Source organism: Sphingomonas sp. UYAg733 (assembly GCF_054057355.1).
Map to the genome: position 1 here is coordinate 717,321 of NZ_JBSRZE010000001.1, position 25,933 is coordinate 743,253.

Annotated in this window: 24 protein-coding genes; 13 read left to right on the plus strand and 11 right to left on the minus strand. The window is 64.5% G+C overall.

Annotation, left to right across the window (positions count from 1 at the left end; translation table 11 throughout):
• Nucleotides 1-137: 137 nt before the first annotated feature.
• Both ACVWZA_RS03635 and ACVWZA_RS03640 read right to left on the minus strand, forming a co-directional pair.
• The gene (locus ACVWZA_RS03635) at nt 138-497 is read right to left on the minus strand and encodes a hypothetical protein (protein ID WP_457309779.1); all 360 of its coding nucleotides are present in this window, start codon (nt 495-497) and stop codon (nt 138-140) included.
• Nucleotides 498-618: 121 nt separating this feature from the next.
• On the minus strand, nt 619-1,185 hold the full coding sequence (locus ACVWZA_RS03640) for an HNH endonuclease (protein ID WP_457309780.1): 567 nt from the start codon (nt 1,183-1,185) through the stop codon (nt 619-621).
• A gap of 107 nt (nt 1,186-1,292) precedes the next feature.
• Between ACVWZA_RS03640 and gluQRS the strand changes: the two genes are divergently transcribed.
• From gluQRS to egtD, 5 genes are read left to right on the plus strand one after another with little or no spacing between them, the layout of a single operon-like run.
• Nucleotides 1,293-2,165, plus strand: a complete 873-nt coding sequence (gene gluQRS / locus ACVWZA_RS03645) for a tRNA glutamyl-Q(34) synthetase GluQRS (RefSeq protein ID WP_457309781.1) — start codon at nt 1,293-1,295, stop codon at nt 2,163-2,165.
• A 9-nt stretch (nt 2,166-2,174) separates the two neighbouring features.
• Nucleotides 2,175-2,408 (plus strand): twin transmembrane helix small protein, encoded by a 234-nt coding sequence (locus ACVWZA_RS03650; protein ID WP_457309782.1) that lies wholly within the window; start codon nt 2,175-2,177, stop codon nt 2,406-2,408.
• Between the two features lie 17 nt (nt 2,409-2,425).
• Complete coding sequence (locus tag ACVWZA_RS03655; RefSeq protein WP_457309783.1) at nt 2,426-2,995, plus strand: cob(I)yrinic acid a,c-diamide adenosyltransferase; 570 nt, start codon at nt 2,426-2,428, stop codon at nt 2,993-2,995.
• Between the two features lie 55 nt (nt 2,996-3,050).
• Nucleotides 3,051-4,340, plus strand: coding sequence for an ergothioneine biosynthesis protein EgtB (egtB, locus tag ACVWZA_RS03660; protein WP_457309784.1), 1,290 nt, complete (start codon nt 3,051-3,053; stop codon nt 4,338-4,340).
• Entirely contained in the window at nt 4,341-5,318 is a 978-nt protein-coding gene (egtD, locus tag ACVWZA_RS03665) for an L-histidine N(alpha)-methyltransferase (protein ID WP_457309785.1), read from the plus strand.
• A 3-nt stretch (nt 5,319-5,321) separates the two neighbouring features.
• On the opposite strand, the gene ACVWZA_RS03670 is transcribed toward egtD, so the two are convergent.
• On the minus strand, nt 5,322-6,329 hold the full coding sequence (locus ACVWZA_RS03670) for a DUF1176 domain-containing protein (RefSeq protein ID WP_457309786.1): 1,008 nt from the start codon (nt 6,327-6,329) through the stop codon (nt 5,322-5,324).
• A gap of 167 nt (nt 6,330-6,496) precedes the next feature.
• Here ACVWZA_RS03670 and ACVWZA_RS03675 point away from each other — a divergent pair, with 167 nt between their 5' ends.
• Nucleotides 6,497-7,366 (plus strand): 3-hydroxybutyryl-CoA dehydrogenase, encoded by an 870-nt coding sequence (locus tag ACVWZA_RS03675; protein WP_457309787.1) that lies wholly within the window; start codon nt 6,497-6,499, stop codon nt 7,364-7,366.
• Between the two features lie 3 nt (nt 7,367-7,369).
• On the opposite strand, the gene ACVWZA_RS03680 is transcribed toward ACVWZA_RS03675, so the two are convergent.
• Genes ACVWZA_RS03680 through ACVWZA_RS03705 form a run of 6 tightly spaced genes read right to left on the minus strand, consistent with a single transcriptional unit; the run spans nt 7,370 to nt 12,049 of the window.
• Nucleotides 7,370-7,822 (minus strand): SRPBCC family protein, encoded by a 453-nt coding sequence (locus tag ACVWZA_RS03680; protein ID WP_457309788.1) that lies wholly within the window; start codon nt 7,820-7,822, stop codon nt 7,370-7,372.
• Nucleotides 7,819-8,235 (minus strand): hypothetical protein, encoded by a 417-nt coding sequence (locus ACVWZA_RS03685; RefSeq protein WP_457309789.1) that lies wholly within the window; start codon nt 8,233-8,235, stop codon nt 7,819-7,821. The genes ACVWZA_RS03680 and ACVWZA_RS03685 overlap by 4 nt, the downstream gene beginning before the upstream one ends.
• Complete coding sequence (locus ACVWZA_RS03690) at nt 8,232-9,443, minus strand: molybdopterin-dependent oxidoreductase (protein ID WP_457309790.1); 1,212 nt, start codon at nt 9,441-9,443, stop codon at nt 8,232-8,234. Before ACVWZA_RS03690 ends, ACVWZA_RS03685 begins: the two co-directional genes overlap by 4 nt.
• Nucleotides 9,436-10,044 carry an NADPH-dependent FMN reductase gene (locus ACVWZA_RS03695; protein WP_457309791.1) on the minus strand — a complete coding sequence of 203 codons (609 nt, stop codon included), beginning with the start codon at nt 10,042-10,044 and terminating at the stop codon, nt 9,436-9,438. Before ACVWZA_RS03695 ends, ACVWZA_RS03690 begins: the two co-directional genes overlap by 8 nt.
• 11 nt (nt 10,045-10,055) lie before the next feature.
• Entirely contained in the window at nt 10,056-11,144 is a 1,089-nt protein-coding gene (locus tag ACVWZA_RS03700) for an LLM class flavin-dependent oxidoreductase (RefSeq protein WP_457309792.1), read from the minus strand.
• The gene (locus tag ACVWZA_RS03705) at nt 11,141-12,049 is read right to left on the minus strand and encodes an aldo/keto reductase (protein ID WP_457310059.1); all 909 of its coding nucleotides are present in this window, start codon (nt 12,047-12,049) and stop codon (nt 11,141-11,143) included. The genes ACVWZA_RS03700 and ACVWZA_RS03705 overlap by 4 nt, the downstream gene beginning before the upstream one ends.
• A 36-nt stretch (nt 12,050-12,085) precedes the next feature.
• On the opposite strand from ACVWZA_RS03705, the gene ACVWZA_RS03710 reads away from it, so the two are divergent.
• From ACVWZA_RS03710 to ACVWZA_RS03730, 5 genes are all read left to right on the plus strand, one after another.
• Nucleotides 12,086-13,162 (plus strand): Gfo/Idh/MocA family protein, encoded by a 1,077-nt coding sequence (locus tag ACVWZA_RS03710; protein WP_457310060.1) that lies wholly within the window; start codon nt 12,086-12,088, stop codon nt 13,160-13,162.
• Nucleotides 13,163-13,257: 95 nt separating this feature from the next.
• On the plus strand, nt 13,258-15,573 hold the full coding sequence (locus ACVWZA_RS03715) for a TonB-dependent receptor (RefSeq protein ID WP_457309793.1): 2,316 nt from the start codon (nt 13,258-13,260) through the stop codon (nt 15,571-15,573).
• A 15-nt stretch (nt 15,574-15,588) separates the two neighbouring features.
• Entirely contained in the window at nt 15,589-16,341 is a 753-nt protein-coding gene (locus tag ACVWZA_RS03720; protein WP_457309794.1) for a phytanoyl-CoA dioxygenase family protein, read from the plus strand.
• Nucleotides 16,342-16,359: 18 nt separating this feature from the next.
• Nucleotides 16,360-17,613, plus strand: a complete 1,254-nt coding sequence (locus ACVWZA_RS03725; RefSeq protein ID WP_457309795.1) for an MFS transporter — start codon at nt 16,360-16,362, stop codon at nt 17,611-17,613.
• A 141-nt stretch (nt 17,614-17,754) separates the two neighbouring features.
• Nucleotides 17,755-18,801 carry a YeiH family protein gene (locus tag ACVWZA_RS03730; RefSeq protein WP_457309796.1) on the plus strand — a complete coding sequence of 349 codons (1,047 nt, stop codon included), beginning with the start codon at nt 17,755-17,757 and terminating at the stop codon, nt 18,799-18,801.
• Nucleotides 18,802-19,195: 394 nt separating this feature from the next.
• On the opposite strand, the gene ACVWZA_RS03735 is transcribed toward ACVWZA_RS03730, so the two are convergent.
• A complete protein-coding gene (locus ACVWZA_RS03735) occupies nt 19,196-20,200 on the minus strand; it encodes a LacI family DNA-binding transcriptional regulator (RefSeq protein ID WP_457309797.1) in 1,005 nt (334 codons plus the stop codon).
• Between the two features lie 152 nt (nt 20,201-20,352).
• Here ACVWZA_RS03735 and ACVWZA_RS03740 point away from each other — a divergent pair, with 152 nt between their 5' ends.
• Both ACVWZA_RS03740 and ACVWZA_RS03745 read left to right on the plus strand, forming a co-directional pair.
• A complete protein-coding gene (locus ACVWZA_RS03740) occupies nt 20,353-22,518 on the plus strand; it encodes a transglycosylase domain-containing protein (protein ID WP_457309798.1) in 2,166 nt (721 codons plus the stop codon).
• An 81-nt stretch (nt 22,519-22,599) separates the two neighbouring features.
• A complete protein-coding gene (locus tag ACVWZA_RS03745; protein WP_457309799.1) occupies nt 22,600-23,601 on the plus strand; it encodes a threonine aldolase family protein in 1,002 nt (333 codons plus the stop codon).
• A 66-nt stretch (nt 23,602-23,667) separates the two neighbouring features.
• On the opposite strand, the gene ACVWZA_RS03750 is transcribed toward ACVWZA_RS03745, so the two are convergent.
• A complete protein-coding gene (locus ACVWZA_RS03750) occupies nt 23,668-25,830 on the minus strand; it encodes a TonB-dependent receptor (RefSeq protein ID WP_457309800.1) in 2,163 nt (720 codons plus the stop codon).
• Between the last annotated feature and the right edge of the window lie 103 nt (nt 25,831-25,933).

The window sequence follows — 25,933 nt, forward strand, 5'->3', positions numbered from 1 at the left end:
CCGCCCGCAGTGATTCAAACCATGGCACCGAATGTGGTCTGGCATCTCTTGCCTGACCTATACAGGCTCGCTCTTTCCTATTGTCGGAACAGCATCGCCACGCGCGCAAAGGCGCCGCGCATGCAATGCTCCATGCTCTATGGCCGCGCGTCCTTGATCGCGTCGCGCTCGGCGGTGGTCAGCGTTCCGTCATGATTGACATCGGCCTGGTCGAATCGCTTGAGTTGCACGGTCTTGAATTCGTCGCGCGTGACGACGCCATCATTGTCGGCATCGTATCTTTTGATCAGCGCCGGCCGCTGCGCGACCTCGCGCGGCTCGATGGTCCCGTTCTTGTCGCGATCGAGCCGCTCGAAGCGCTTGTCGAATCCGGCGACCAGGTCGGCGCGCAGGACATTGACCGGGGGCTTGAACCCGGCGGCATCCTCATCGCTATCGTTCGAACAGCCGGCGAGCAGCAGTGGTGCGATGAAGAACAAGGGGATGACATGACGCATCTGGGCAGGGCTCCTGTGCTCGCGGAACGGCGTGCTCGCCGAACGGAGGAGCGGTGCGATCAGTTCCGGCGGTCATCAAGGCCCTTGATCGGCGCGCCCCGACGCGCGACGACCGCGTCGTTCACGCCTCCAGCTCGACATCCCAATAAAGCCAGTCATGCCAGGTATCATGGAGGTAATTGGGCGGGAAGCGCCGGCCATGTTCCTGCATCTGCCAACTGGTCGGGCGGATCGCCGAGATGTGCAGCGGCATATGTGCCTGTTTGGGCGTCCGCCCGCCTTTCTTCAGATTGCATGGCGCGCACGCGGTTGCGACATTTTCCCAGGTCGTGCGCCCGCCTTGCGCGCGCGGGATGATATGATCGAACGTCAGATCATGCCCGCTGCCGCAATATTGGCAGGAGAATTTGTCACGCAGGAACACGTTGAACCGGGTGAAGGCGGGAAAAGCGCTTGGCCGGACATAGGATTTGAGCGCGATCACCGAGGGCAGCTTCAAGCGCGCCGTCGGGCTGCGCACCTCGCGTTCATATTGCGCGACGATATCGACCCGGTCGAGAAATACGGCCTTGATCGCGGTCTGCCACGGCCAGACGGAGAGCGGATAATAGCTCAGCGGAGTGTAATCGGCGTTCAGCACCAATGCCGGGCAGCTGTCGGGGTGCCGGATCAAATCGGGATGATACACGCAGAACCCCCCTTGCTTCCTGGCGCGGCAATCGCCGATCAGGATGACGCCATGATGACAATACGCAATGCAGCACGGGGCGCGACTCGCGGTCAAGAGCGGGATTGATGCCGGGCACGATCATCACGCGCTTCGCGCCGAGCCCCACCGGACCGTTGCATCTGGGTCACGCTTTTTCAGCTATCCAGTCGCATGATCGCGCGCGACAGGAGTGTGGCACCTTCCTGCTCCGGATCGAGGACATCGACGGCAGCCGATCCCGACCGGAGCATATACAGGGCATTTTCGACGACCTTGCCTGGCTCGGCCTCGGCTGGGACGGGCGGGTGGTGCACCAGTCGGAGCGGCTTGATGGCTATGCCATGGCACTCGATCGGCTCCGCGAGATGGGCCTGCTCTATCCGTGCTTCTGTACCCGCGCCGACATCGCCGCCAGCCTGTCGGCCCCGCACGGCGCCGGTGGCGCGGTCTATCCCGGCACGTGTCGCGGGCTCGACGCGTCGGTACGATCGGCCCGGATCGCGGGAGAGGCGCATGCCTGGCGGATCGATATGGCCAGGGCGATCGCGACGGTCGGGCAGGGCGGCGACCTGGTCTGGCAGGATGAGCTGGCCGGACCGGTGGTCGCCGATCCGCTGGCCCTGGGTGATGTCGTGCTGGCGCGTAAGGATGCGCCGGCCAGTTATCATCTCGCGGTCGCGGTTGACGACGCGGCGCAGAGCGTGACGCATATCGTGCGTGGTCGGGACCTGTTCGAGGCAACCCATGTGCACCGGCTGCTTCAGGAAGTGCTCGGCCTGCCGGTGCCGATCTATCGGCATCATGCGCTGCTGACCGACTCCATCGGCAATCGGCTCGCCAAGCGCGACGGCGCGCCGACGCTCGCATCGCTTCGGCTGGATGGGGTGGTAGGGCCGGTGCTGCTGGAACAGCTGCGCAACGGGGCGTTGCCCATTGGCTTTGGCGTCGCCAGTGATTAGATACGATGCATGAGCATTTTCCTCGCAATCCTCCTCATCGCCGCGATGATCGCGGTGGTGGTTGTTTTCATCCGTGGTCTGGTCATCTTCATGATGAACGCGAGTGCGGAAGTGAAGGGCGGCGAGGCGGGGCCGAGCGCGGCGGCGATCAAGTCGAACAAGATGATGCAGTACCGCATCTTCTTTCAGGCGATCGCGATCGTGATCGTCGTTCTGATCCTGTTCCTCGCCGGCCGGACGTGAGCCGCCGGTAACGACCGGTGGTCAAGCTCAACAAAATCTATACGCGCACCGGCGATGATGGCACCACCGGTCTGGTAGACGGGTCGCGTGTCGCCAAGACCGACGTGCGGATGGTCGCGATCGGCGATGTGGATGAAGCGAACAGCGCGATCGGTGTCGCCATCGCCGCGCTGGAGCAGGGCGAAACAGCCGCCGCTTTGATCCGCATCCAGAATGACCTGTTCGACCTCGGCGCCGATCTCGCCACGCCCGGAGATGATTTCGCGCCGTCGGAAATGACCCTGCGCATCGTTGCCGCGCAGGTCGCGCGGCTCGAGGCGGAGATCGACGCGATGAATGCGCAGATGCCGCCGCTGACCAGCTTCATCCTGCCCGGTGGCAGCGTGGCCGCTGCGGCGATCCACGTCGCCCGCGCGACCGTGCGCCGTGCCGAGCGATCGGCGGTCGCGGCGACGCAGGCGGTACCGCTCAACCCGCAGGCCTTATCCTATATCAACCGATTATCGGATTATCTGTTCGTTACGGCACGCCATATGAACCAATCGGCCTGTGGCGACGTTTTATGGGTTCCCGGCGCTTCCCGATAGCCGCCTTGCTCCAGATCAATTGATTCGCGTTTCTATTCTGGATATGGAGAACAGAATGCGAACAATACAGCCTCTCGCAGTCTCCCCGTCAGCGCTCATCGAGCGCTTTTCCGCCGTACGTGCGCTGACCGAGGCATTGGTCGCACCGCTGTCCGATGCAGATGCGACGGTGCAGTCGATGGAGGATGCGTCGCCGGCCAAATGGCATCTGGCGCATACCAGCTGGTTTTTCGAAACCTTTATCCTGCGCGATTTCGTCACCGGCTACGCGCTGCACGACGAACGCTTCCCGTTCCTGTTCAACAGCTATTACGAAGCCGAGGGACGCCGCCATGCGCGCGGCCGGCGCGGCATGATCACGCGGCCGACGCTCGATGAGGTGCTGGCCTATCGCCACCATGTCGATGCCGCGCTGGTCGCCGCGCTGCCTGGCTTGCCGCCGGCGGCAACAGAATTGGTGATCCTCGGTTGCCATCATGAGGAGCAGCATCAGGAACTGCTCGTCACCGATATGCTGCACCTGATGTCGGAGAATCCGCTCGATCCGGCGATTTGGCCGGCGGCGCGCAAGGTGCCGGTGGCGATGCCCGGGCCGATCGGCTGGATCGAGGGCAAGCCCGGCATCGTCGAGATCGGCCATGACGATGCCGGTCGGAAGGACGGGGGCTTCGCGTTCGATTGCGAAGGCCCGCGCCACCAGGCGCTGCTTGTGCCCCATGCCATCGCTGACCGCACCGTCACCAACGGCGAATGGGCCGCGTTCATCGCCGATGGCGGTTATCGCGATGCGCGTCACTGGCTGTCGGACGGCTGGGCCTGGGTAAGGGCCGAAGCCATCTTTGCGCCGCTTTATTGGGAATGGGATGATTCGGATCAGGGCGGCGGCGGCTGGACACGCTTCGGACTCGACGGGCGTCGCGCGATCGATCCCGCCGCGCCGGTGACACATGTCAGCTTCTACGAGGCCGACGCCTATGCGAGCTGGGCCGGCGCGCGCCTGCCGACCGAGGCCGAATGGGAAGCCGCGGCCAGCGCGTATGACGCGGCGGGTGGCAATCAGATGGATGCGGCGGGCCCGGTCGAACCCCGCCCCGCGGAAGGCGGTCCGGCCTTTTTCGGCGATGTCTGGCAATGGACCGGCAGCGCCTATCGCCCCTATCCGGGATTCAGGACGATCGACGGCGCGGTGGGTGAATATAATGGCAAGTTCATGTCCGGGCAGTGCGTGCTGCGCGGCGGATCCTGCGCCACGCCGCGCGGCCATTCCCGGGCGAGCTACCGCAATTTCTTCTATCCGCACCAGCGCTGGCAATTCACCGGCGTGCGACTGGCCAGGGATTCGTAAATGCTCAAGCGTGAGATCGAGGACGGCGACGTCACCCTGGCCGACCCGGCGTTCCGCGCCGATGTGCTGCGTGGGTTCGAGATGCGCCCGCGCGCGATCCCGGCGCGCTGGTTCTATGACCGGCGTGGTTCCGAATTGTTCGAGGCGATCACCGATCTGCCGGAATATTATCCGACGCGGACCGAAACCGCGATCCTTCGCGACGTGGCGCCCAAGGTCGCCGAACTGGCAGGCAAGGGGCGCGCGGTGGTCGAATTCGGGTCGGGTTCTTCGACCAAGACGCCGGTTCTGCTCAGCGCGGTCGCGCCTGCCGCTTATGTGCCGATCGACATTTCGGGGGACTTTCTGCGCGAATCGTCCGCGGACCTGTCTGCGGCGTTTCCCGGCCTGCCAGTCTTGCCGGTAGAGGCGGACTTCATGCGTCCGATTGCGCTGCCACCGCAGGTCGCGGCGCTGCCCAAGCTCGGTTTCTTCCCCGGCTCGACTATCGGCAACATGATCCCGCACGCCTCGGTCGATCTGCTGCGCGCGATGAAGCAATCGCTCGGCGAGGGCGCGATGTTGCTGATCGGCATGGACCGGGTGAAGGATGTGGACACACTGGTCGCGGCCTATGACGACGCGGCCGGCGTGACGGCGAGGTTCAACCTGAACCTGCTCGAACGCATTAATCGCGAGCTTGGGGCGACCTTGCCGATCGACCGGTTCCGTCACCGCGCGGTGTGGAACGACGATCGCGCGCGGATCGAGATGCATCTGGCGGCGCAGGAAGATCTCGATTTCACGATCGAGGGCAGGCCTTTCTCGATTCGGGCGGGCGAGACGATCCACACCGAGAACAGCCATAAATATGGCGAGCGTGACGCGCGTATTCTGCTGCGCAGCGGCGGCTGGACGCCGATCGCGGAATGGACCGATCCCGATGGCCTGTTCGCGGTGATCCTGGCAGAGGCGCAAGCAGCACGGTCCGCACCCTGAACTCTATGGGCGCGTGACCCGTGCCCGCCAGGTGGTGATGAAATTCGGATTGCCGCGGCATTCGCCCATTTCGGATTGCTCGTTCAGGCGGAATTTCGCGCCGTCCCACACGAAACTCTGAATCGTGCCGCAATCGCCAAGGCCGCGGCCCTTGATATGGCTGGTCAGCGTGCCCGCCTTGTAATCGGCATTGACCACCATCGGCACGATCGACGCCTCGCCAAAGCCCGATGGCGCGTCGAAGCGCGCCGGCGCCGGTTTTCCATTGTCGATGACAAACACGGCGGAGGTGAGATTATAGGCACCCGCTCCGCACGGAATCAGCACCAATGCCTTGCCCGCGCCGAGCGCGAAGGACTCGTCCTTGCCCGACGCGGTGGGCAAGGCCTCGCATTTGGCCGAGCGGGCCAGAGCGGCGATTTGCGTCGCGGTCGGGCGCGCTGCCTGACCGGCCGGGCGCACGGCAATGATTATCGGCAGGATTGGGGCGGCGGGAACCGCGCTTGCCGGCTTCGCCCCCTTGGCGACGATGGCGGTGACGCCACCGTCACGGTCCTGTGCTGTATCGATATAGCGCAGCGCGGCGGCGATGCCGTTGGGCGACAGTGTCGCGATGCGCTTGCCCGTGGCATCGACCACCGCCAGCGCCTTGCTGTTGCCGAGCAGCGCAGCGATTGTCGCCGCGCCGGTACCGTCGAGTGTGACGCCGCGACCTGCCGGCTTGAACGCGCCGCCAACTGTCTTGCCGTCGATCGACAGGCCTGCCGGTACCGCGCCGTCGCTGGCGGCGAGGATGATACGCAACCCGCCATCGGGGCCGGCACCACGGATCAGGTTCATTGTCGCATCGGGCGGGGTGCCGCTGCCCGGGCCGAGCGACGCCAGGGTGCAGCTTTGGCCATTGTCGCATGCGGCAACCCAGTCGCGGAACGTCTTGAGCTCGCCCGGGTGCGGCGAAGTCGGTGCTTGGGGCGGCGCAGCGGCCAGCGCGAGGGCGGCGAACGTCAGCATCGAACCTCTCCCATCATGAACCGGCCATGGGACAGGTTGGTGAAATTGAACAACGGCAAAACGACCGGCCTTGGCAAAAAGGCGATGTCGCGGGGCGTCGGCATCCTAGCTCAACGCCGCTCAAGTCGATAGGAGCGACGCGATATGGAACTGGACGGAGCGAAACGATGCAATCGGTAGGCGTGATCGGGGCGGGACAGATGGGCGCGGGGATCGCGCAGGTATCGGCACAGGCGGGCTATCATGTGCTGCTGACCGACGTTTCTAAAGAACGTGCGGACGCGGGCAAGGCGGGCATCGCCAAGGCGCTCGACCGGATGGTGTCGAAGGAAAAGATCGACGCCGCCGCGCGCGACCAGGCGCTGGCGCGGATCGAGCCGATCGAAGGCGTGCAGGGCATGTCGTCCTGCGGACTGGTGATCGAAGCGGCGACCGAGCGCGAGGAAATCAAACGCACGATCTTCGCTGAGGTGGGCAAGGTGTTGGGGCATCAGGCGGTGCTGGCGTCGAACACCTCGTCAATCCCGATCACCCGACTCGCGCAATCCTCACCTGATCCCAAGCGCTTTATCGGGGTGCATTTCTTCAACCCCGTGCCGGTGATGGGTCTGATCGAGATCATTCGCGGGCTCGCCACATCGGACGATACGGTCGAGCTGATCGAAACCTATGCCAGGGCGCTGGGCAAGCAAGTGGTGCGCGCCAACGACGCGCCGGGTTTCATCGTCAATCGCGTGCTGATGCCGATGCTCAACGAAGCATGCTTCGCCCTTGGCGAAGGCGTCGCGACGATCCGCGACATCGATCTCGCCTGCCAGCTTGGCCTCAACCATCCGATGGGGCCGCTTACGCTTGCGGACTTTATCGGTCTCGATACCTGTCTGGAGATAACCCGCGTGCTGTTCGAAGGCACCGGCGACCCCAAGTTCCGGCCCGCGCCGGTGCTGGTCAAATATGTCGAAGCTGGCTGGTTCGGCCGCAAGACCGGGCGCGGCTTCTACGATTATTCCGGCGACGAGCCAGTGCCGACGCGGTGAGCGTCAGGCGGCAAGCGCTTCGAGCCATTTCTGGTGCCAGCGTTCCATTCGATCGGTGAAGAGCAATCGGCCGGCACGGGCGACCAGCCCATGCTGCGTTTCCTCGGTCAGGATGGTGCAGCCGCCGCCGTCGCGCGGCGTGATCAGCCAGGCGTGATAGGCGCGCATACCGGCCGATTCCGCGAGCCACGCAATGCGCGCCTCCGGTTCGAACTCTACCACCCGAGTCCTGAGCGAGACGCCGAAGGTCTTCCAGGTGAAATGCGCATCGGCGAACAAATCCGCGCCGCCGCCTTCGATCTTCACCTTGCTGGCATTGGCGTAGATTAGCGGCCAGTCGGCGGCGCGGATCAGGCGGCGCCAGACAAGCTGTGGGTCGGTCGCGGTCTCGATGCGGTTGACGACATGGACTGGGCTGTTTGCTGGTTCGAAGCCGTCCAGCCAGTGGATCGTCACTTGGCACCGGTCTTGGCGGGCTGCTGGAATCCGACCAGTGCCGCGACCAGCGCCTGATCGTCGCCGGGCGCGATCGGCGCCCTATAGACTGCGCGCATCTTCTCCACCGTCGCCTGCCATTTCTCCGGCGCAAGATGCGGCTGGGTGGTGATCATCTCGACCGAATGGCACGCGGTGCAGTTGCGCGTGACCAGCTCGCCCGCCGCTCCCGCCGGCAGCGCGGCGGTCGAACCGGGCAGGGCGATCGTGTCGGACACAAGCGTCACGCCTGCACCCGAGACCGAAGGGCCCTTGGCCGCGGTAGCGGGTGCTGCGGCCGGATCGACCCGGTCGATCAGGAAATTCCACCCGATCGTCAGCACGGCAAAGACCAGCAGCGCGATCATAGCGACCTTGAAGCCGATCGATTTCATGCCGCCTTCACCGCGATCGACTCGATCGAATTGCGCATAAAGCCGCCCGGGTTCCAGATCGGATCGGCGACCTGCACCTCGCCATTGGTATTGGTGCAGCGCACCGCGATGCGATAACCGCCGGGTCGCAGAGCGGGGATCGTCGCGTTCCACAGGCGGAAGCCGTATTTGCCCTGATCCGGCCCCAGCGGTGCGGCATGCCAGCTCGCGCCGCCATCCATCGACAGATCGACCCGTGCGACGCCGGAAGCGCCGCCCATCGCGAGACCGCGCACGAAGAAAGGCGAATTCGCCACCACGCTCGCGCCGTCCGCCAAGTTGGTGAAGAAGGCGCGCGGCACCATGCGGTTGATAGGCACGGTCGGGAAATCCTTCGCGCCCGGTACGACGGAGGCGCGCGGCGCGGTCGGGATGCGGTACGCCTTGTCCATCCAATACCCGGTGTCGGGCGCGGTCAGCACCTCGATCCGGTCGAGCGCCTTGATCCAATAAGTCGAATACCAGCCGGGCACGATGAGCCGAATGGGAAAGCCGTTGAGCATCGGCAATTGCGCGCCGTTCATCTGGAACGCGATCATCACGTCGCCGTCACGCGCATGGTCGAGTTCAAGCGATTTTTCGAACGCCGGCGCACCGGGCGGCGGCTGGTCGAGGCCGCCGAGCCGCACCGCCACGGCGCCCGACGCGACGCCGGCGCGGTCGAGCACGTCTTTCAGCCGTACGCCGGTCCACCGCGCGTTGCCGATCGCGCCATCGCCCCATTGCGCGCCGGGAACGCGCGGAAAGAAATGGCCGCGCGAATTGCCCGAACACTGGTTGATCGCGGCGATCTCGATGCGCGGCATGGCAAGCAGATCGGCGAGCGACAGCGCAATCGGCTGGCGCACCGTACCACCAACTTTCAGGCGGAAGCGTGTGACATCGACCGAGGTCGGGATATCGTCATAATGCCAGCGCACGAAGAAGCGGTCGTTGGGCGTGAAGACATTGCCGTCGAACGCATCCATCGGCGTTTCGAGCAGCGGTGCGCGGCTACGCTGCAAGATCATGCTGCCCTTGCCGGGAAAGGCGGTGGTCAACGGCCGGCTGCCATTGCCGCCTGGCAGGCCGAGATCGGCCAGAGCTTGGCCCCAGACCGGTGCGGTCACCAGGCCGGCACCGCCGAGCCCGATCAGCCCGATCGCGCGGCGGCGGTCCAGTTCAGCCATTGGTCTTGATAGACAGCGGCGCGAAGCGCGCGACCTGGCGGCCGACCATGCAAAGCTGTTCCAGCACCGCCGGTTCGCTCGCCCCACCGTCCTCGTCGAACTTGGTCAATTGGCTGTTGATCGCCGCGGCGAACGGGGTCGGCCAGCCACGCAGCGCGTGCACGATCGAGCGCAGCGCGGCGATCGTGCTGCCGGTCGCCTGCCAGCCATAAGCGGTGGCGATCAGCCCGACCGGCATGTCGGCGAGATAAGGGCGCTTTTCGTCGCGCGCCGTCTCCTCGAGCAGGTCGAGCGCGTTCTTGACGACGCCGGAGATGCTGCCGTGATAACCGGGACTGGCGATGATCAGCGCGGATGCCTGGCGGATCGTTTCGACGAATTCGATCTCGTCGGGCGTGCGCATGGTGGCCTTGGGGTCGTAAAGCGGCAGCTTTGCCATATCCGCACCACCGAACATGCGCGTGCGGAAACCTTCGCGCCCGGCCGCGTCGAGCGCAATGCGCAGCGCCCGCTCGGTCGAGGAGATACCGCCGATCGTCCCGCCGATTCCGACGACGAGAGGAATATCGGCCCGAACGTCAATGGCGGCGGCATCGGCCATGGGTAAACCTTTTACAGGGGGGCGTGATCGATCCGCGGCAGGACGTGACGCGCGAACAGGTCCGCCTCGGCAGCATGGGGATAGCCCGACAGGATGAATGCCTCAATGCCCATGTCGCGATAGGCGTTGAGCTTGGCGAGCACCTGATCGGGATCGCCGACGATCGCGGCGCCGCAGCCGGAGCGGGCGCGACCGACGCCCGTCCATAGATTGGGTTCGGCATACCCGTCGTCCGCGGCATTTTCGCGCAGTGCCGCCTGAGCGGCGACGCCGGTCGAGGTCGAATCGAGCGACTTGGCGCGGATCGCCGCACCCTCCGCCGCGTCGAGCTTGGACAGCAGCCGGTCGGCGGCTGTCCGCGCTTCGGCTTCGGACTCGCGCACGATGACGTGCGCACGGTAACCGAAGCGCAGGGTGCGGCCGTGCTTCGCCGCACGCTCTTTCATATCGGCGATGATCGCAGCGACATTTTCCTTCTTGTCGGGCCACATCAGGAACACGTCGCAGCCCTTGGCCGCCGCTTCGCGCGCATCTTCGGACAGGCCGCCGAAATAGAGCAAAGGCGCCTTGCCCGACACGGTGCCGATACTCGGCGGGGCGAGCTTCAGCTTCCAGAACTCGCCATCATGGTCGAGCGTCTCGCCGTTCAGCAGGGTCTTCAGAATCTGCATCGCCTCGACCGTGCGGGCGTAGCGCGGTGCCGAGGGCATCGTCTCTCCGGGCATGTCGGAAGAGATGATGTTCACCTTCAACCGGCCTTTACCAGTCCCTTGGGCCGACATCCGGTCGATCGTGGCAATCTGGCGCGCAAGCTGCGGCGGCCAGGTCTCGCCGATGCGTACCGCCATCAGCAAATTGATCCGGCTGGTCGCAGTCGCGATCGCGGCGGCGAAGGCGGTGGTGTCGATGCCCAGCGCATAGCCGGAGGGCAGCAGGATATTGTCGAACCCGCCGGTCTCCGCCTGCACCACGATGTCGCGGCAATGCTCCCAGCTCGACCTGAGCTTCGCATCGGGCACGCCGAGAAATTCATAGTCATCGTCGCACAGCGCCGAGAACCAGCTGATCTCGCACGGTGGGCGGGTCATTGCGTCGGTCATGGCAGTCGCTCCCCGCGCGATGCGATCAGTACGTCGTACCAGCTCTGGCGAGTCCAGCGTGGTTTGAAGGCGTCGGCGATCTCCGCGATGCGGTCGACATTCTGCGTGCCGACGATCGGGATCGCGCGTGCCGGATGCGCCATGATCCAGCTATAGGCGGCGGCCGCGCGGCTCACGCCGGCCTGGTCGGCGACGATATCCAGCGCGGCGGCGACACCCCGGCTGCGCTCGTCTTGCGGATCGCCGATTCGCCCACCACCAAGCGGCGACCAGGCGAGGACCGCCATATCGCGCTCCATCGCCAGGTCGAGCAGCCCGCCAGTGATCGGTTCGAGTTCGAGCGGCGAGAATTCCGGCTGATGGCTGGCGAGCGGGATGGTCAGGAAACTGGCCAGCGCCGTGGTCTGTGCGATGGTATAGTTGGACACGCCGACCGCGCGGACCTTGCCCGTCGTGACCATATCCTCCAGCGCGCGCGCGGCCTCCTGTGGATGGGCGAGGATGTCGGGGCGGTGGATCTGGTAGAGATCGACTTGTTCGACCTGCAGTCGCTTCAGCGAGGCGTCGAGCGCGGCGGCAAGATACGACGCACTCGAATCATAGGGCACCGGCGGCGCGATGCCGCCCTTGGTCGCGAGCACCATGCGCGGGCGCAAGCCAGGTGATTCGGCAAAGACCCGGCCGAGCAACGCCTCTGCATCGCCGAAGCCGCCCGACCCGTCAAAGCCATAGATATCGGCGGTGTCGAACAGGGTGACGCCGGCCGAAAACGCCGCTTCGATCAGCGCACGCCCCTCGTTGAGGCCGGAGTGGCCGAAACGCCACATCCCCCATGCAATCGGGCTGACCATCAATCCGCTCTTGCCGAGCGGGCGGGAATCGGGTGTAAGTATGATTTCAGACATCGTTGTCATATAGGATCGATCCTCGTGGTAGAGCAAGTGCGTTATGGTCTGGTGGGCGCGGGTATGATGGGCATCGAGCACATCAACAACCTGGCGATCACGCCCGGCGCGGTGGTGACGGCGCTGGCCGATCCGACTCGGGGCTCGCTCGACTGGGCGAAGAATGCGCTGGAGGATCGCGCCGATGGCGTGGCGATATTCGACAACGCGGCGGCGCTCGCGGCGAGCGGGTTGTGCGACGCGGTGATCGTCGCCAGCCCCAATCATACGCACCGTGAGGTGCTGGTCCCGCTGTTCGATGCGGGCCTGCATATCCTGTGCGAGAAACCGGTTGCGACCACGATCGAGGACGCGCGCTGGATCGTCGATCGCGCCGAGCAGAGCGACAAGGTGTTCTGGACCGCGATGGAATATCGCTTCATGCCGCCCGCCGCCGAGTTCATCGCCGAGGTCAAGGGCGGGCGTATCGGCAAGCTGCAGATGCTGTCGATCCGCGAGCATCGCTTTCCCTTCCTGCCCAAGGTCGCCGACTGGAATCGCTTCAGCCGCAACACCGGCGGCACGATGGTCGAAAAATGCTGCCATTTCTTCGATCTGATGCGCCTGATCACCGGCGCGGAGGCGGTGCGCGTTTATTGTTCGGGCGCGATGGACGTGAACCATCTCGACGAGGATTATGCCGGCGAGCGGCCCGACATCATCGACAACAGCTATACGACGGTCGATTTCGACAATGGCGTGCGCGCGATGCTCGACCTGTCGATGTTCGCCGATGGCGCGGAGAATCAGGAGGAGATCGCAGCGGTCGGCGACCAGGCTCGGCTCGAGGTGCTGATCCCCGAAGGGGCGATCGTCTGGTCGCCGCGCGTCGGTTTCATGAATCCCAAGGCGGTCGAACGCCGCGTCGTCGAAGTCGACCAAGCCGCGCTCAAAGCCGGCAGCCATCACGGATCGACCTTTTACGAACACCAGAAATTCAACGCCGCGGTGCGCGGCGCCGGCCCGGTCGAGGTCACCGCGCATGACGGGATGATGGCGGTCGCGATCGGCGCGGCAGCGGAAATCAGCGCGCGCGAACACCGCGTGGTGGAGATGGCCGAACTGGGAGTCTGATCAAGCCTAACTTTACGACTGCCAAGTCTGATCACGTTGTCAGAAGGCCAATAACAATAATATCTATCGATTAAGTGGGAATTGAGGGAGGATTTATGAAACACGCATTTTACCTGTCGGGCGCTGCGATCTGCGCGCTGCTTGTCGCGACCCCTGCGGTTGCGCAAGATGTGGCGCCGGCAGTCGACGAGCAGGCCGTAGCGACCGATTCCGGTGATATCATCGTCACTTCGCAGAAACGGTCGGAGAATCTGCAAAAAGTGCCGGCCGCGATCAGCGTGGTCAGCGCCGAGCAGTTCGAAGCGCGCGGCGGGGTCAACGTCCAGTCGCTGCAACAGTTGGTACCCAGCCTGAACTTCAAGGAAAGCGCGACGACGATCGATTCATCGTTGTTCCTGCGCGGCGTCGGCACGATCAACTTTTCGATCGCCGCCGAACCGAGTGTCGGTTTTGTCGTCGATGGAGTGAGTTATGCGCGCTCCGGCGAGGCTTTCGGCGACTTGTACGATGTCGAACGGATCGAAGTGCTGCGTGGGCCGCAAGGCACCTTGTTCGGCAAGAATTCCTCGGCTGGCGTGGTCAACATCGTCACTAAAAGGCCGGGCGATAAGTTCGGCGGATATGTCGAGGCGCAGGCGACGACGGACGATGAGTATAAGCTCAAGGCTGCGATCGACATTCCGCTCGGCGCGGGGATCACCAGCCGCTTCACCGGCACCTATGCCAATTTCGACGGCACGGTCCGCAACGTCACGCTCAACCGCACCGTCAATGGTTATGAGCGCTACGGCGTGCGCGGCATGATCGTCGCCGATGCGACCGATGCGCTGACCTTCACGCTGATCGGCGACTGGCGCCACACCAACGCCGATTGCTGCGCCGAGGTGATCGGCACCGCACCGTCCGGCGCGCTCGCCGGATCGCTCAGCGGCATCACGCTGGCCGGCGACGAGACGCGCGAAATCCGCCAGAACACGCTGACCGAGACGCGCGAGACGAGCTGGGGCGGATCGCTCCAGGCCGATCTCGATGTCGGGTCGGCGGGCACGCTGACCTCGATCACCGCCTACCGCGATTACAAGAATTTCGGTATCCGCGACGGCGATTTTATCGACCGGGTCTATGCGATCGCCGGCGGCAATCAGCTCGACGATTTCGGGCCGCAGCCCTCGACCACTTTCACCCAGGAAGTCCGCCTCGCATCGCCCGGCAACCAGACATTCGAATATGTGCTGGGCGGTTTCTACTACAAGGCGAAGCAGGAGCGGACCTTCGAGCGTGACGATATCGTTTGCTCGGCGACCACCCTGCCGCCAGTTTCGCCGGGGCTTGCGCCATGTGCGGTCGGCTCCTCGACGCTGACCACTCCAAGCGCGGTGGGCAATTTTGGTTCGACGATCGAGAACGTCGCTGCCTATGGCAATGTCACCTTCCGGGCGACCGACTGGCTCAGGCTGATCGCCGGTGGGCGCTTTACCCATGACAATATCAGCGCCTTCAACGTCCGGTCGGCTGCGACCGGGGCAGGTCCGGGCCTGGCCGGGGCGGCAGCGAATTATCGGCTCAAGACCAGCCAGAGCGACTTCTCCGGCAAATTGGGAATCCAGGCGGATGTGACCAATGGGCTGATGGCTTATGCGACCTTCAGCCAGGGTTATAAGGGGCCGGCGTTCAACGTCTTTTTCAACCAGAATAGCGGGCAGCTTGCGCCGATCGCGGCTGAAACCTCGAACGCGTATGAACTCGGCACCAAGTTCAAGACCGCCGATGGCAGCTTCACGGTCAACACTGCGGCTTTCTACGCCAAATATGATCACTTCCAGGCCAACAGCTTTGTCAATCTGAACGGATCGGTCGTCACCCAGCTGACCGATGCGGGATCGGTGTCGACCAAGGGCGTGGAAATCGAATCGGTGATCCGGCCAATGCGCAACTTCACCATCAATGCCGGCATCGCCTATACCGATGCGCAGATCGACAAGTTCAATATCCCGGCCGGCTCGCCCGCGACCGCGACCGATCGGCGTGGTGAACAATTGCCACTCGCGCCGACCTGGAAGGGCAATATTGGCGCCACGTGGAAGATCGACACCGGTGGATTCGCCAATGTGGAGATCGGCAGCAATATCTCGCTGACCAGCGACCAAGTCTCGTCGCTTCAGGCCGGGGTGACGCCGGGCGATCTCGCGGTGCGCCGCGCGATCACCATCGACGGCTATGCGCTGGTCGATGCCAATATCGCTCTGGTCGATCCGAACGGGGTTTGGCGAGTCAATTTCATCGGCCGCAACCTGACCGACCAGAGCTATGCGTCGCTGATCACCACCGGCGGCCCCGGCGGCAGCTATCGCTATCTGCTGCCGCGCGATGTCGATCGCTATTTCGGTGTCGCGGTGCGATTCAACTATTGATCGGGGGTCACGCCGATGAACTATCAGGAACAGGCACAGCAGTTCGTCGAGGACGGCTATGCCGTGTTCAAGGGCGCGCTGACCGGTGATGCGCTCGACCTGCTGCGCGGCGAATGCGATGCGTTCGTCGCGCGGGAGGATGCGCGGATGGATGCTCAGGGCGTCGATACGATCGGGATCAGCCATCGCGGCAAGCGTTACTTCGCCAATGAATGCCAGCGCGTTGCACCCGACATCCGTCGCATGCTGTTCAGCGAGACGATGGCTGATGTGTGTCGTGCGACGATCGGCGACACCGCCTATTTCTTCTTCGACCAGTTCGTCGTGAAGGGGCCGGAGGGCGGACTGCCATTTTCCTGGCATCAGGATTCGGGTTATGTCGTCGGCAATGGTGGTCCGGCCGATCACGCACCCTATGTCACCTGCTGGTGTCCGCTCGACGACGCGACGATCGAGAATGGCACCGTGCGGCTAATGCCGGGCAGCCACCGGTACGGCATTGTGCCGCACGAACGCCAGTCGGGCAGCAACGATCTGGTCGGCGCGCCGGCTGAAGCGGAAGGGGTCATCGTCGAGGCCAAGGCGGGCGACATCGTCGCGTTTTCCAGCCTGTTGCTGCACGCGACCGGGGCCAATCGCACCGATCGCGCGCGGCGTGTGTTCCTGACACAATATACGCCGGAAGCGATGCTCAATCCTGGTACCAAGCAGTTGCGGCGCAATGCCATCGCACTGGTTCAGGGTGGCGAGCAGGTGACCTTTGCTTAACCGGCGAGCCCTCCGCTCGTGACTCTGTCCCCGGCCCGCCGCAACGTCATCTTCGCGTTGGCGATCACCGCGACGCTGCTCAACCTGGTCGATCGGCAGATCATCGCGGTGCTCAAGCCCGATATCGCCGCCGACATGGGCTGGACCGACAATGACTATGGCACGCTCGCCGCCTGGTTCCAGGGGTCGGCGGCGGTGGCGTTTCTGTTCACCGGCTTCGCGGTCGACAAACTCGGAGTCAAATGGGCCAATCCAATCGGCGTGGCGCTGTGGAGCCTTGCGGCGATGGCGCACGCCTTTGCGCGCGGGTTCAGTAGTTTCGTCTTGTGCCGCATCGCGCTCGGCGCGACCGAGGCGATGGGCACCCCGGCAGCGATCAAGACGATCGCGGTGATCTTCCCGCCGACGATGCGCTCATTCGGCTATGGCCTGGTCAATACCGTCGGCAGTCTTGGCGCGATCGTCACGCCGTTGCTCATCCCGACCGTTGCCCTGCTGTGGGGCTGGCGCGCGGCGTTCCTGATCGGCGGCGCGCTCGGCTTGGTCTGGGCCGGTGTCTGGCTGCTCGCGGTGAAAGGCGTGCAGTTCCCCGGCGACGGCGCACCGACGCACAGCGATGCGACCGCGACGACCACCATCGGACGGAGCATCTTCGTCGAGCGCCGAACCTGGGCGATTGCCATCGCCAAATTCCTGTCAGACGCGACCTGGTGGCTTATGCTGTTCTGGATGCCCGATTTCTTTCACCGCAGCTTCGGACTGACCGGCATCGCACTCGGCACGCCGCTGGCGATTGCGTACACCTGCAGCGCGATCGGATCGCTGATTGCCGGCACCGTCGCGTCGAGGCTGATCCGTCAGGGCTATAGTGTCGAGAGGGTGCGCAAGGGGTCGCTGCTCGTCGCCGCCTTGCTCGCCTTGCCGCTGCCGTTCGCCGACACGGTGAACAGCTATGTGCTGGCGGTCGCGCTGATCGGCTTGGTGATGGCCGCGCACCAGGCTTTCTCGGTCAATCTTTTCGCACTGATCGCCGATGTCTCGCGCCCCGAAAGGATCGGTCGCGTCACCAGCTTCGGCGCGTTCAGCGGCAATATCGGCGGCATGGTCATCGCCAAGGTGGCGGGGCTGACGCTCGCCGCCGGGCTTGGCTATCTGCCGCTATTCCTGTTCGCCGCCGGGTCCTATCTGCTCGCTCTGATCGCGATCCAGCTGCTCCTGCCGAAACTGCCGCTGGACGGGATGGGAACGGCGCTGCCGGTCGCGGCGCATTAAAGTCTTTCCGACCACATCGACTCGGGCTGTTACCGTCTAAAGCGCAGAGGCTCTCACGGTTCGTGACTGTATTTCGCGGCGACACTGCCATAGCGTGGACGAGCGGCTGGTCGTACCGGCTCAGATAGATGAAAGCGTTGCATGGCGACCAGGCAAAACAAGACCCTGCCGATGGCAGCGGACCTCTATGGCGATATCGAACCCTCGCCCAAGGCGAGTTGGCGAGGATATTTTCCCGGGTTGGCGATCGTCGCGGCGGGGACGCTCGCCGCGGCTTTCGTGTCCGATCATTATGGCGCGCCACTGACGCTGATGGCACTGCTCATCGGGCTCGCACTCAATTTCCTCAGCGCCGACACGCGGCTGACGCCGGGGCTCGCCTTCGCGTCGCGTTCGCTGTTGCGTTGGGGTATCGTGCTGGTCGGCGTGCGCATCACCTTCGGGCAGATCGTCGCGCTCGGACCGGTCGCGCTGCTCTGCGTACTGATCATCGTAGCGCTGACCATCGGCACGGGCATCCTTGCGGCGCGGCGCTTCGGTTTCGACACCGCGTTCGGGACATTGGCCGGTGGCGCAGTGGCGATCTGCGGAGCCTCGGCGGCGATGGCGCTGGCGACCACGCTGGGTGAGAAACGGACCAGCCAGGCGCAATTGACCATGGTGCTGGTCGGCATCTCGGCGCTGAGCGCGCTGGCAATGGTGCTCTACCCGATCGCGGCGCACGCTCTGGCGATGAGCGATCTCAAGGCCGGCTTCATGCTCGGCGCGGCGATTCATGACGTCGCCCAGGCGCTGGGTGCGGGTTATTCCTATTCCAAGGATGCCGGTGATATCGCGGCGATCGTCAAGCTGACTCGCGTCGCGATGCTGGCGCCGGTGCTGGCGATCGTCGCGCTGTTCCTGCGGGGCGATGCATCGCATTCGAAGGGGCCGGGCATCCCTTGGTTCGTGGTCGGGTTCTTCGTTCTCGCCGGGATCAATTCCTTCGGGGTGGTCCCGGTGGTGGTGGCGAAAGGCGCGGAACAGATCGCCGCCGGCCTGCTCGCCGCGGCGGTCACCGCGACGGCGATCCGCTCGCCCTTGTCGCAACTGCTCGAGGCTGGGCCGAAGCCGATGTTCGTGATCCTTGCGGCGACGGTCGTGGCGTTCCTGCTCGCACTGGGGGCGGCGCTGGTGCTCGTCGGATAACACGCCTGGCGCGCCATGGATTTATGCCGCCCCGTTCATGCGGAATGGAGCCTGGGCGAAGTGATATCGACAAATCGTCAGAAAGATGTGTCCCGCGTCCGGCCGCGCCTATTTCAGTTTAACCATCTGATATATAATGGACTTTATGATGCTCTCGTTGAGGTCATGGCCGAAAGGATATGTCACATACCGGTGTGACATATCTCCCGCCGCCTGCCGTCTCAGCCGTTCCCGCAGCCCTGTGCCGGTGGCGATTCAACCATCATCCAAGATCGGGCAGGTCATCCCATGCCGGACTTATACCTGCGCGCTCTTTCTTAGTGTCTAAAACAGGATTGCCGCGGTGCTCAACGCGCAATGGCCTCGCACCTGACCTGAGCCGCTATGCAGGCGCCTACCTGGGTGCTGGCCCGGTAGAGTCCCGCACCACAAGCTCGAAGCCGATCTCGCGCCGTTCGACCGGCGCATCCTCGCCCGCTAGCAGCAGATCCGCCGCCTGAAACGCCATCTGCCGGGTCGGCTGGCGGATCGTGGTCAGTGGCGGCCAGACGAAGCCGGCGAGCGCGGTGTCGTCGAATCCGGCGACCGACAGCTGCCCTGGCACGCTGATCCCGCGCCGGTGCGCGACGGTCAGCGTACCGGCCGCCATGTCGTCGCTCGACGCGAAGATCGCGCTTGGCGGCGCGTCCAGCGACAACAATGTCTCGGCGGCGGCGGCGCCCGAGGCGAAGTCGTAGCTGCCCTCGGCGATCAGCGCCGGGTCGGATGCGATGCCCGCCGCTTGCAACGCCTTGAGATAGCCGCTCCGCCGCTGTCCGCTCGTCGCATAGCTTGGATGGCCGGCGACAAAGCCGATACGGCGATGGCCGAGCCCGATCAGATGCTCGGTCATTACCTGCGCCGCTTGTTCATTGTCGATGAAGGTGGAGGAGGTCAGGTCGACATCGCCGCCCGGCGATATGCGCACGAAGCGCACCCCACGCCGCGCGAGCAGGTCGAGCACCGCCGGATAGTCGGTTACCGGCGGGGTCAGGATCAATCCATCCACATTGGTTGCATCTACCAGGCTCTCGACATCGTCGAGCAACCTATCCGAATTGCGATCATAAGGCTGGGCGATCATCCTCACCCCGTCCGACGCGCAACGGTCGCGGATTCCCGATTGCATCTCATAGACATAATAGGGGCTGGGATTGTCGCAGATCAGCGCGATCTGGAAGCTGCGTCGCCCGGCGAGCGAGCGCGCGGCGGTGCTCGGGCGGAAATTGAGCAGCGCGACCGCCGCCTGCACCCGCTCGCGCGTCGCCGTGCCGACATAGCGCTCGTTATTGAGCACGCGCGATACCGTCTTGATCGAGACCCCCGCTTCGCGGGATACGTCCTTGATGGTCGCACGCACTTTGTCGCTCCGGCGTTTCGTTTCACCATCGCCTGTGCCCGAGCGGTCCGGGCGCGTCCATCCCCGCAGCCAATTGCTTGCGGTCACTGTTATATGACGATAATACAGTCATTCGCCATGTTGGCAGGCTGATCCGGGAACGATCGAGAACGATGCGTCCTTACCCCTTCGATCCGGCGACCGCGCCGTCGAGCAAATCGCCGTCCGGCGGTGCCGCCTATGGCACCGACCGGTCGCCGCTCGACCTGTCCGGCGGGTTGCCGCCGCCGGGTGGTTATTCGGGCGGTGGCGACGATTATGATGCCGATGCCGATGGCTACACGACCAATTTGCCGGTCGCCTATCGCGGGTCGCGCTGGCGCTGGCCGATGCGCATCCTTGGCGTCGGCATATTGCTGTTCGTGGTTGCGGTAATCTGGCTGATCTTCACCGCACCCCTGTCGAAATCGCTCGAACCGCCGACGCCGCCGAGCATCACGCTGCTCGCCGAAGACGGCACGCCGATCGCGCGGCGCGGTGCGATCATCGGCAGGCCGGTCGATGCGTCGAAGCTGCCCGCCAACGTCACCAACGCCTTTCTCGCGATCGAGGACCGGCGCTTCAAATCGCATTGGGGCGTCGACCCGCGCGGCATCGCCCGCGCCTTTTGGCACAATGTCACCAGCGACGGGCGCAGCCAGGGCGGCAGCACGATCACCCAGCAGCTCGCCAAGAACGCCTTTCTCGATTCGGACCGGACCGCGGCGCGCAAATTCCGTGAAGTCCTGATCGCCTTCTGGCTCGAGGCATGGCTGTCGAAGAACGAGATCCTCTCGCGCTATCTGTCGAACGTCTATTTCGGCGATAACGTCTATGGCCTGCGCGCGGCGTCGAAACATTATTTCAACCGCGAGCCCGAGTCCCTTTCGATCGGCCAGGCGGCGATGCTCGCCGGGCTGGTCAAGGCGCCTTCGCGGCTTGCGCCGACGGTCAATCTGAAGGGCGCGCGCGACCGGCAGAAGCTGGTCGTCGCGGCGATGGTCGATGCCGGTTTCCTTGACAAGGCGGTGGCCGCCGACGTGTCGCCGGCGCGGCTGTCGACGAGCAAGATCAAGTCGTTGCCCGATGGCACCTATTTCGCCGACTGGGTGCTGCCGGCGGCGCGCGATCGCGCAGGCGAGATCGCGACCGAAACCACGGTCAAGACCACGCTCGACCGCCGTCTGCAAAAGGCCGCGGAGCGCGCGATCAGGAGCGCGGGGTTGCGTCAGGCGCAGGTCGCGCTGGTCGCGATGCGCCCCGATGGCCGGGTCGTCGCCATGGTCGGTGGCAAATCCTATACCGACAGCACGTTCAATCGCGCTGTCCAGGCGCGGCGCCAGCCGGGTTCCGCGTTCAAGCTGTTCGTCTATCTCGCCGCGCTGCGCAGCGGTCTGACGCCTGATTCGAAGATCGAGGACGAACCGGTGACGATCGCCGACTGGTCGCCGAAGAACAGCGATGGCCGTTATGAGGGCGAGATCACGCTGCGTCGCGCCTTCGCCAAATCAAGCAACGTCGCGGCCGCACGGCTGATCCAGCAAGTCGGGGTGAAGAACGTGACGCGCGCCGCGCGCGATCTCGGCATCTCGACCCCGATCGCCAATGAGGCGACGATCGCGCTCGGCACTTCGACCGTGTCGCTGCTCGAATTGACCTCGGCCTATGCCTCGATCGCTGCGCAAGGCTATCCGGTGCGACCGCGCGGGATCGAGCCGAGCGGCGAGCGCAGTTGGCTGCAAAGCCTGACCCAGGGCGCACACCCGCTGACCGGCGATCTGCACGACAATATGCTCGACCTGCTCTCCGCCTCGGCCGAAACCGGCACCGGGCGTCAGGCGGCATTGTCGATCAAGACCTATGGCAAGACCGGCACGACGCAGGACAATCGCGACGCGCTGTTCATCGGTTTTGCCGGCGATCTGGTGGTCGGGGTGTGGGTCGGCAATGACGACAATACGCCGAATGCGGGTCTGTCGGGCGGCGGCATCCCGGCACGAATCTGGCGCGCCTTCATGATGAGTGCGCTGGGCGTCGGCCCCGCCGTCGCGCCCGAACCGGAGGTGACCGAAGAAGAGGTCGATCCGGATGCCGCCAATCTGATCGGTGTCGACGGCGTCAACGTCCCGCTCGAGGGTGACCTTGAGGGCCTTGGCCTCAATCTGCGCGTCGGCCAGGATGGCAGCATCGAGATCAATCGCTCGAACCGCGGCGATCGTAGCGACCGACCGCGCCGCGAGGACCGCGCGCCGCGCTATGACGAACCGCAATATGACGAGCAGGCGCCCGACGAGCGGTAATCTGTTTGGGATTCGCCGGGTTGGTGCCGTCTTGAACCTCCACGGTTGACGAGGCCCGACCGTCGCCGCAAGGCATGCGGCATGCGCTTCTTCTCCGATAACGCCGCCCCGGTTCATCCCGCTGTTTTCGCGGCGCTCGAACAGGCCAATACACTCGACACCGCCTATGACGGCGATGGCTGGAGCCGCCAGCTCGATGCGCGTTTCTCCGACCTGTTCGAAGCGGAAGTGCGCGCGCTATGGGTGCCCTCGGGCACCGCGGCCAATTGTTTGGCGCTTGCCGCGCTGTGTCCGCCGCACGGTGCGGTGGTGTGTCACCGCGACGCCCATATCCAGAACGACGAATGCGGCGCGCCGGAATTCTACACTCATGGTGCAAAGCTGCTGCTTGGTGAGGGCGAGGGAGCCAAGCTGACGCCCGAGACCATCCTCGCCCTGCTCGATGCGACGCGCAACGACGTGCATCAGGTTCAGCCGCATGCGATCTCGATCACTAACGCGACTGAATATGGTCGCGTCTATACCCCCAATGAGGTCGCGGCGATTGGCCATCTCGCGCGCGAACGCCGACTCGGCCTGCATATGGACGGCGCGCGCTTCGCCAATGCGGTTGCGCATCTCGGCTGCACGCCGGCCGACCTGACCTGGCGCGCCGGGGTCGATGCGCTGAGCTTCGGTTTCGTCAAGAATGGCGGGATGAGCGCCGAGGCGCTGATCTTCTTCAAGACCGACCTGGCCGCCGCGACGCTGTATCGCCGCAAGCGCGCCGGGCTGTTGCTGTCCAAGGGCCGTTATCTCGCGGCGCAGATACATGCGCTGCTCGATCATGATCTTTGGCTCGACAATGCGCGCTCGGCGAATGCTGGTGCGACCATCCTGGCCGAAGCCGCGGGCGACCGGCTGGTCCATCCGGTCGAAGCGAACGAGGTGTTCCTGCGCGTCACCGCCGGAGAGGCCGAAAAGCTGCGCGCCAAGGGTTTCGATTTTTACGACTGGGGTCCGGGCGAGGCGCGGCTGGTGATCAGCTGGGATCAGCAGGCCGATGCGATCCGCCCACTCGCCGAGGCGATCGACGCGCTGTAGCGCGGCGCGCTCACGCGCAAAAACCCGCCCGCCCCGATAAATCACGGGCGAGCGGGCACAGGAGAGTCAGAGGCTGAAGCGCAGAGTTGCGCGGATGTCGCGTCCGGCAAGCGGCGCGAAATCCTTCAGGAAGCTGGCATGGCGGCGCGCATCGACATCGAAAATGTTGTTGGCGCTGATGTTGAGCGTGGTCTTGTTGTCCGCGCCGAACGGGCTGAGCGAGATCGAGGCGTTGACCATGGTATAACCCTTGGTCGGGGTCTCAAAATCGGTCACGCGATTCTGGTCGAAGACGCGCTCGGCCTCGATTCGGCCGGTGATCCGGTCCGATTGCGCTTCCAGCCCGCCGAGCACGCGCGGTGCGGGGATGCGTGGGATCGGCCCCTGATCGACGATGTTGGCATGGACATAGTCGCCCAGCGCATCGGCGTTGATCTTGAAATCGCCGATCCGTGTCAGCACAATCGACCCTTGCGCTTCGAAGCCATAATAGCGCGCATCGGCCTGGCTGAACTGGAAGCAAGGGAATTCCACGTTGCGGCCGCTCGGTGCGGCTGCGGCCTCGCACACCGCCTGATCGACCTGGTTCTCCGAGATATAGTTGGAGAATTTGTTGTAATAGGCCGAGGCGTCGAAGCTGAAGCCCTCACCATGCGCGTGGAGCGTGGCTTCGAGACCCCAGCTCTTCTCCAGCCGGAAATCGGCGCTGCCCAGTTCATAGGCTTGCGTTCCGGCATGGCCGCCATTGGCGAACAATTCCTCCGCCGACGGTGCGCGTTCGGTATGCGAAAGGTTGATACCGACGCGGATAGGATCGCTGATCGCATAGGATGCGCCGATCGACCCGGACAGCGCGTGGAAGTGACGCGCGCCCTGGAAGAAGCGCAAATCGTCGGCCAAGGTGCGCGCCGCGACATCGGTCAGTTCGTAACGCACACCGCCTTCGGCTTTGAACGCGCCGAGATCGAGTTGCTGCAGGGTGAAAAGGCCGGTCTGGTTGGTTTCGTTCTTGGGCAGGAAAGCCTCATCGCCCTTCACGTCGAAGATGCGGTTGAAGAACTGCACACCTGACGCGCCCTTCCAGCCGCCATGATCGGCCTGGATCAATTCGAGACGACCTTCGAGACCTTTGTTGTAGAAGGCGGTGCCGATCGCACCGTCCGGCGCGAGTTCAAAATGGCGATAGGTCGCCTGGCCGGCGCGGATCTTGATCTTGTCGAGGAAACCACCGCCGGTATCGACTTCGCCGCGCAGATCGACGCGGTTCTGGACGATCGACAGGCGCGGTGCCTCCTGGCCTTCGCCGGGCAGCGTCGCATAGCGGATCGGCACGCCATACAAGCTGTCATAATGGCTGTACGAAACGCCGAGATTGCCGCTGTCGGTGATGATCGACGCACCGGCGCCGGCGGTCCAGGTCTTGCTCGCCGAATTGGGCAGCTTGCCCTTGATCGCCGCATTGGCGGCATAATCGATCGGTTCGGGGTCGGCGGGATCGACCGGCAACAGGCTGGTGGCGAGCGCCTCGCGGCGGCGCTCCGGAGTCAACGCGTACCCGCCGATGCGCAGATCGTCGGTGTTCGAATAGGAACCATCGGCATGAAGCACGAGGTGCTGGCCGACCGCGACGTCGCCGGCCCCGCCGAACGACCGCTCGTTGGCGGCCGAGCCGTAGGTAGTGGTACCGCTCAGCCGATAGCCGTTTACCGGCACGCTGCGCGGAATGCGCGTGTCAATGACATTGACCACGCCGCCGACCGCGGAGGATCCGAACAACAGGGCTGACGGGCCGCGCAGCACTTCGATGCGCTCGGCGAGCAGCGGGTCGATGATCACGGCGTGATCGACCGAGGTGTTGGACACGTCGATCGATCCGATCCCGTCGGTCAGCACGCGGATGCGCTCGCCCTGGAAACCGCGCAGAATCGGGCGTGAGGCGCTGGGGCCGAATGAAGTCGCCGACACGCCAGGCAGCCGGGCAAGCGTTTCGCCGATCGTTGGCTTCAAGCTCCGCGTCAATTCGGCACCGGACAGGACCGAAGTGCCCGACAGTACGTCGGCTTCGCTCTGCGCGAACGGAGCGGTGATGATGATGTCGCGCTTGTCGTCATCGTGTTCCGCTTTGACGGGAGGCGGGACAGCCGCCGAAGGACCGCCAGACGCGTCCTGGGCAAGCGCTGGTTGGGCAAAGGCGAAGGCGGTGCTGGCGAGCAGGATATGGCGAATCATGAAGGCCCTTTCGTTTCTTGTGCAGCGCAATAGATGTAATGGTATAAAGTCACAAGACGCTTCGTCGTTGCCTTGCCACGGTCCGTCTATGCTAGGGGGACTT

Excerpts from the sequence above, each read along its gene's own strand:
- ACVWZA_RS03635 (WP_457309779.1), bottom strand. The coding sequence starts at position 497 with ATGCGTCATGTCATCCCCTTGTTCTTCATCGCACCACTGCTGCTCGCC.
- gluQRS (WP_457309781.1), top strand. The coding sequence starts at position 1,293 with ATGCCGGGCACGATCATCACGCGCTTCGCGCCGAGCCCCACCGGACCG.
- ACVWZA_RS03650 (WP_457309782.1), top strand. The coding sequence starts at position 2,175 with ATGAGCATTTTCCTCGCAATCCTCCTCATCGCCGCGATGATCGCGGTG.
- egtB (WP_457309784.1), top strand. The coding sequence starts at position 3,051 with ATGCGAACAATACAGCCTCTCGCAGTCTCCCCGTCAGCGCTCATCGAG.
- egtD (WP_457309785.1), top strand. The coding sequence starts at position 4,341 with ATGCTCAAGCGTGAGATCGAGGACGGCGACGTCACCCTGGCCGACCCG.
- ACVWZA_RS03670 (WP_457309786.1), bottom strand. The coding sequence starts at position 6,329 with ATGCTGACGTTCGCCGCCCTCGCGCTGGCCGCTGCGCCGCCCCAAGCA.
- ACVWZA_RS03675 (WP_457309787.1), top strand. The coding sequence starts at position 6,497 with ATGCAATCGGTAGGCGTGATCGGGGCGGGACAGATGGGCGCGGGGATC.
- ACVWZA_RS03685 (WP_457309789.1), bottom strand. The coding sequence starts at position 8,235 with ATGAAATCGATCGGCTTCAAGGTCGCTATGATCGCGCTGCTGGTCTTT.
- ACVWZA_RS03690 (WP_457309790.1), bottom strand. The coding sequence starts at position 9,443 with ATGGCTGAACTGGACCGCCGCCGCGCGATCGGGCTGATCGGGCTCGGC.
- ACVWZA_RS03695 (WP_457309791.1), bottom strand. The coding sequence starts at position 10,044 with ATGGCCGATGCCGCCGCCATTGACGTTCGGGCCGATATTCCTCTCGTC.
- ACVWZA_RS03700 (WP_457309792.1), bottom strand. The coding sequence starts at position 11,144 with ATGACCGACGCAATGACCCGCCCACCGTGCGAGATCAGCTGGTTCTCG.
- ACVWZA_RS03705 (WP_457310059.1), bottom strand. The coding sequence starts at position 12,049 with ATGTCTGAAATCATACTTACACCCGATTCCCGCCCGCTCGGCAAGAGC.
- ACVWZA_RS03715 (WP_457309793.1), top strand. The coding sequence starts at position 13,258 with ATGAAACACGCATTTTACCTGTCGGGCGCTGCGATCTGCGCGCTGCTT.
- ACVWZA_RS03720 (WP_457309794.1), top strand. The coding sequence starts at position 15,589 with ATGAACTATCAGGAACAGGCACAGCAGTTCGTCGAGGACGGCTATGCC.
- ACVWZA_RS03730 (WP_457309796.1), top strand. The coding sequence starts at position 17,755 with ATGGCGACCAGGCAAAACAAGACCCTGCCGATGGCAGCGGACCTCTAT.
- ACVWZA_RS03740 (WP_457309798.1), top strand. The coding sequence starts at position 20,353 with ATGCGTCCTTACCCCTTCGATCCGGCGACCGCGCCGTCGAGCAAATCG.
- ACVWZA_RS03745 (WP_457309799.1), top strand. The coding sequence starts at position 22,600 with ATGCGCTTCTTCTCCGATAACGCCGCCCCGGTTCATCCCGCTGTTTTC.
- ACVWZA_RS03750 (WP_457309800.1), bottom strand. The coding sequence starts at position 25,830 with ATGATTCGCCATATCCTGCTCGCCAGCACCGCCTTCGCCTTTGCCCAA.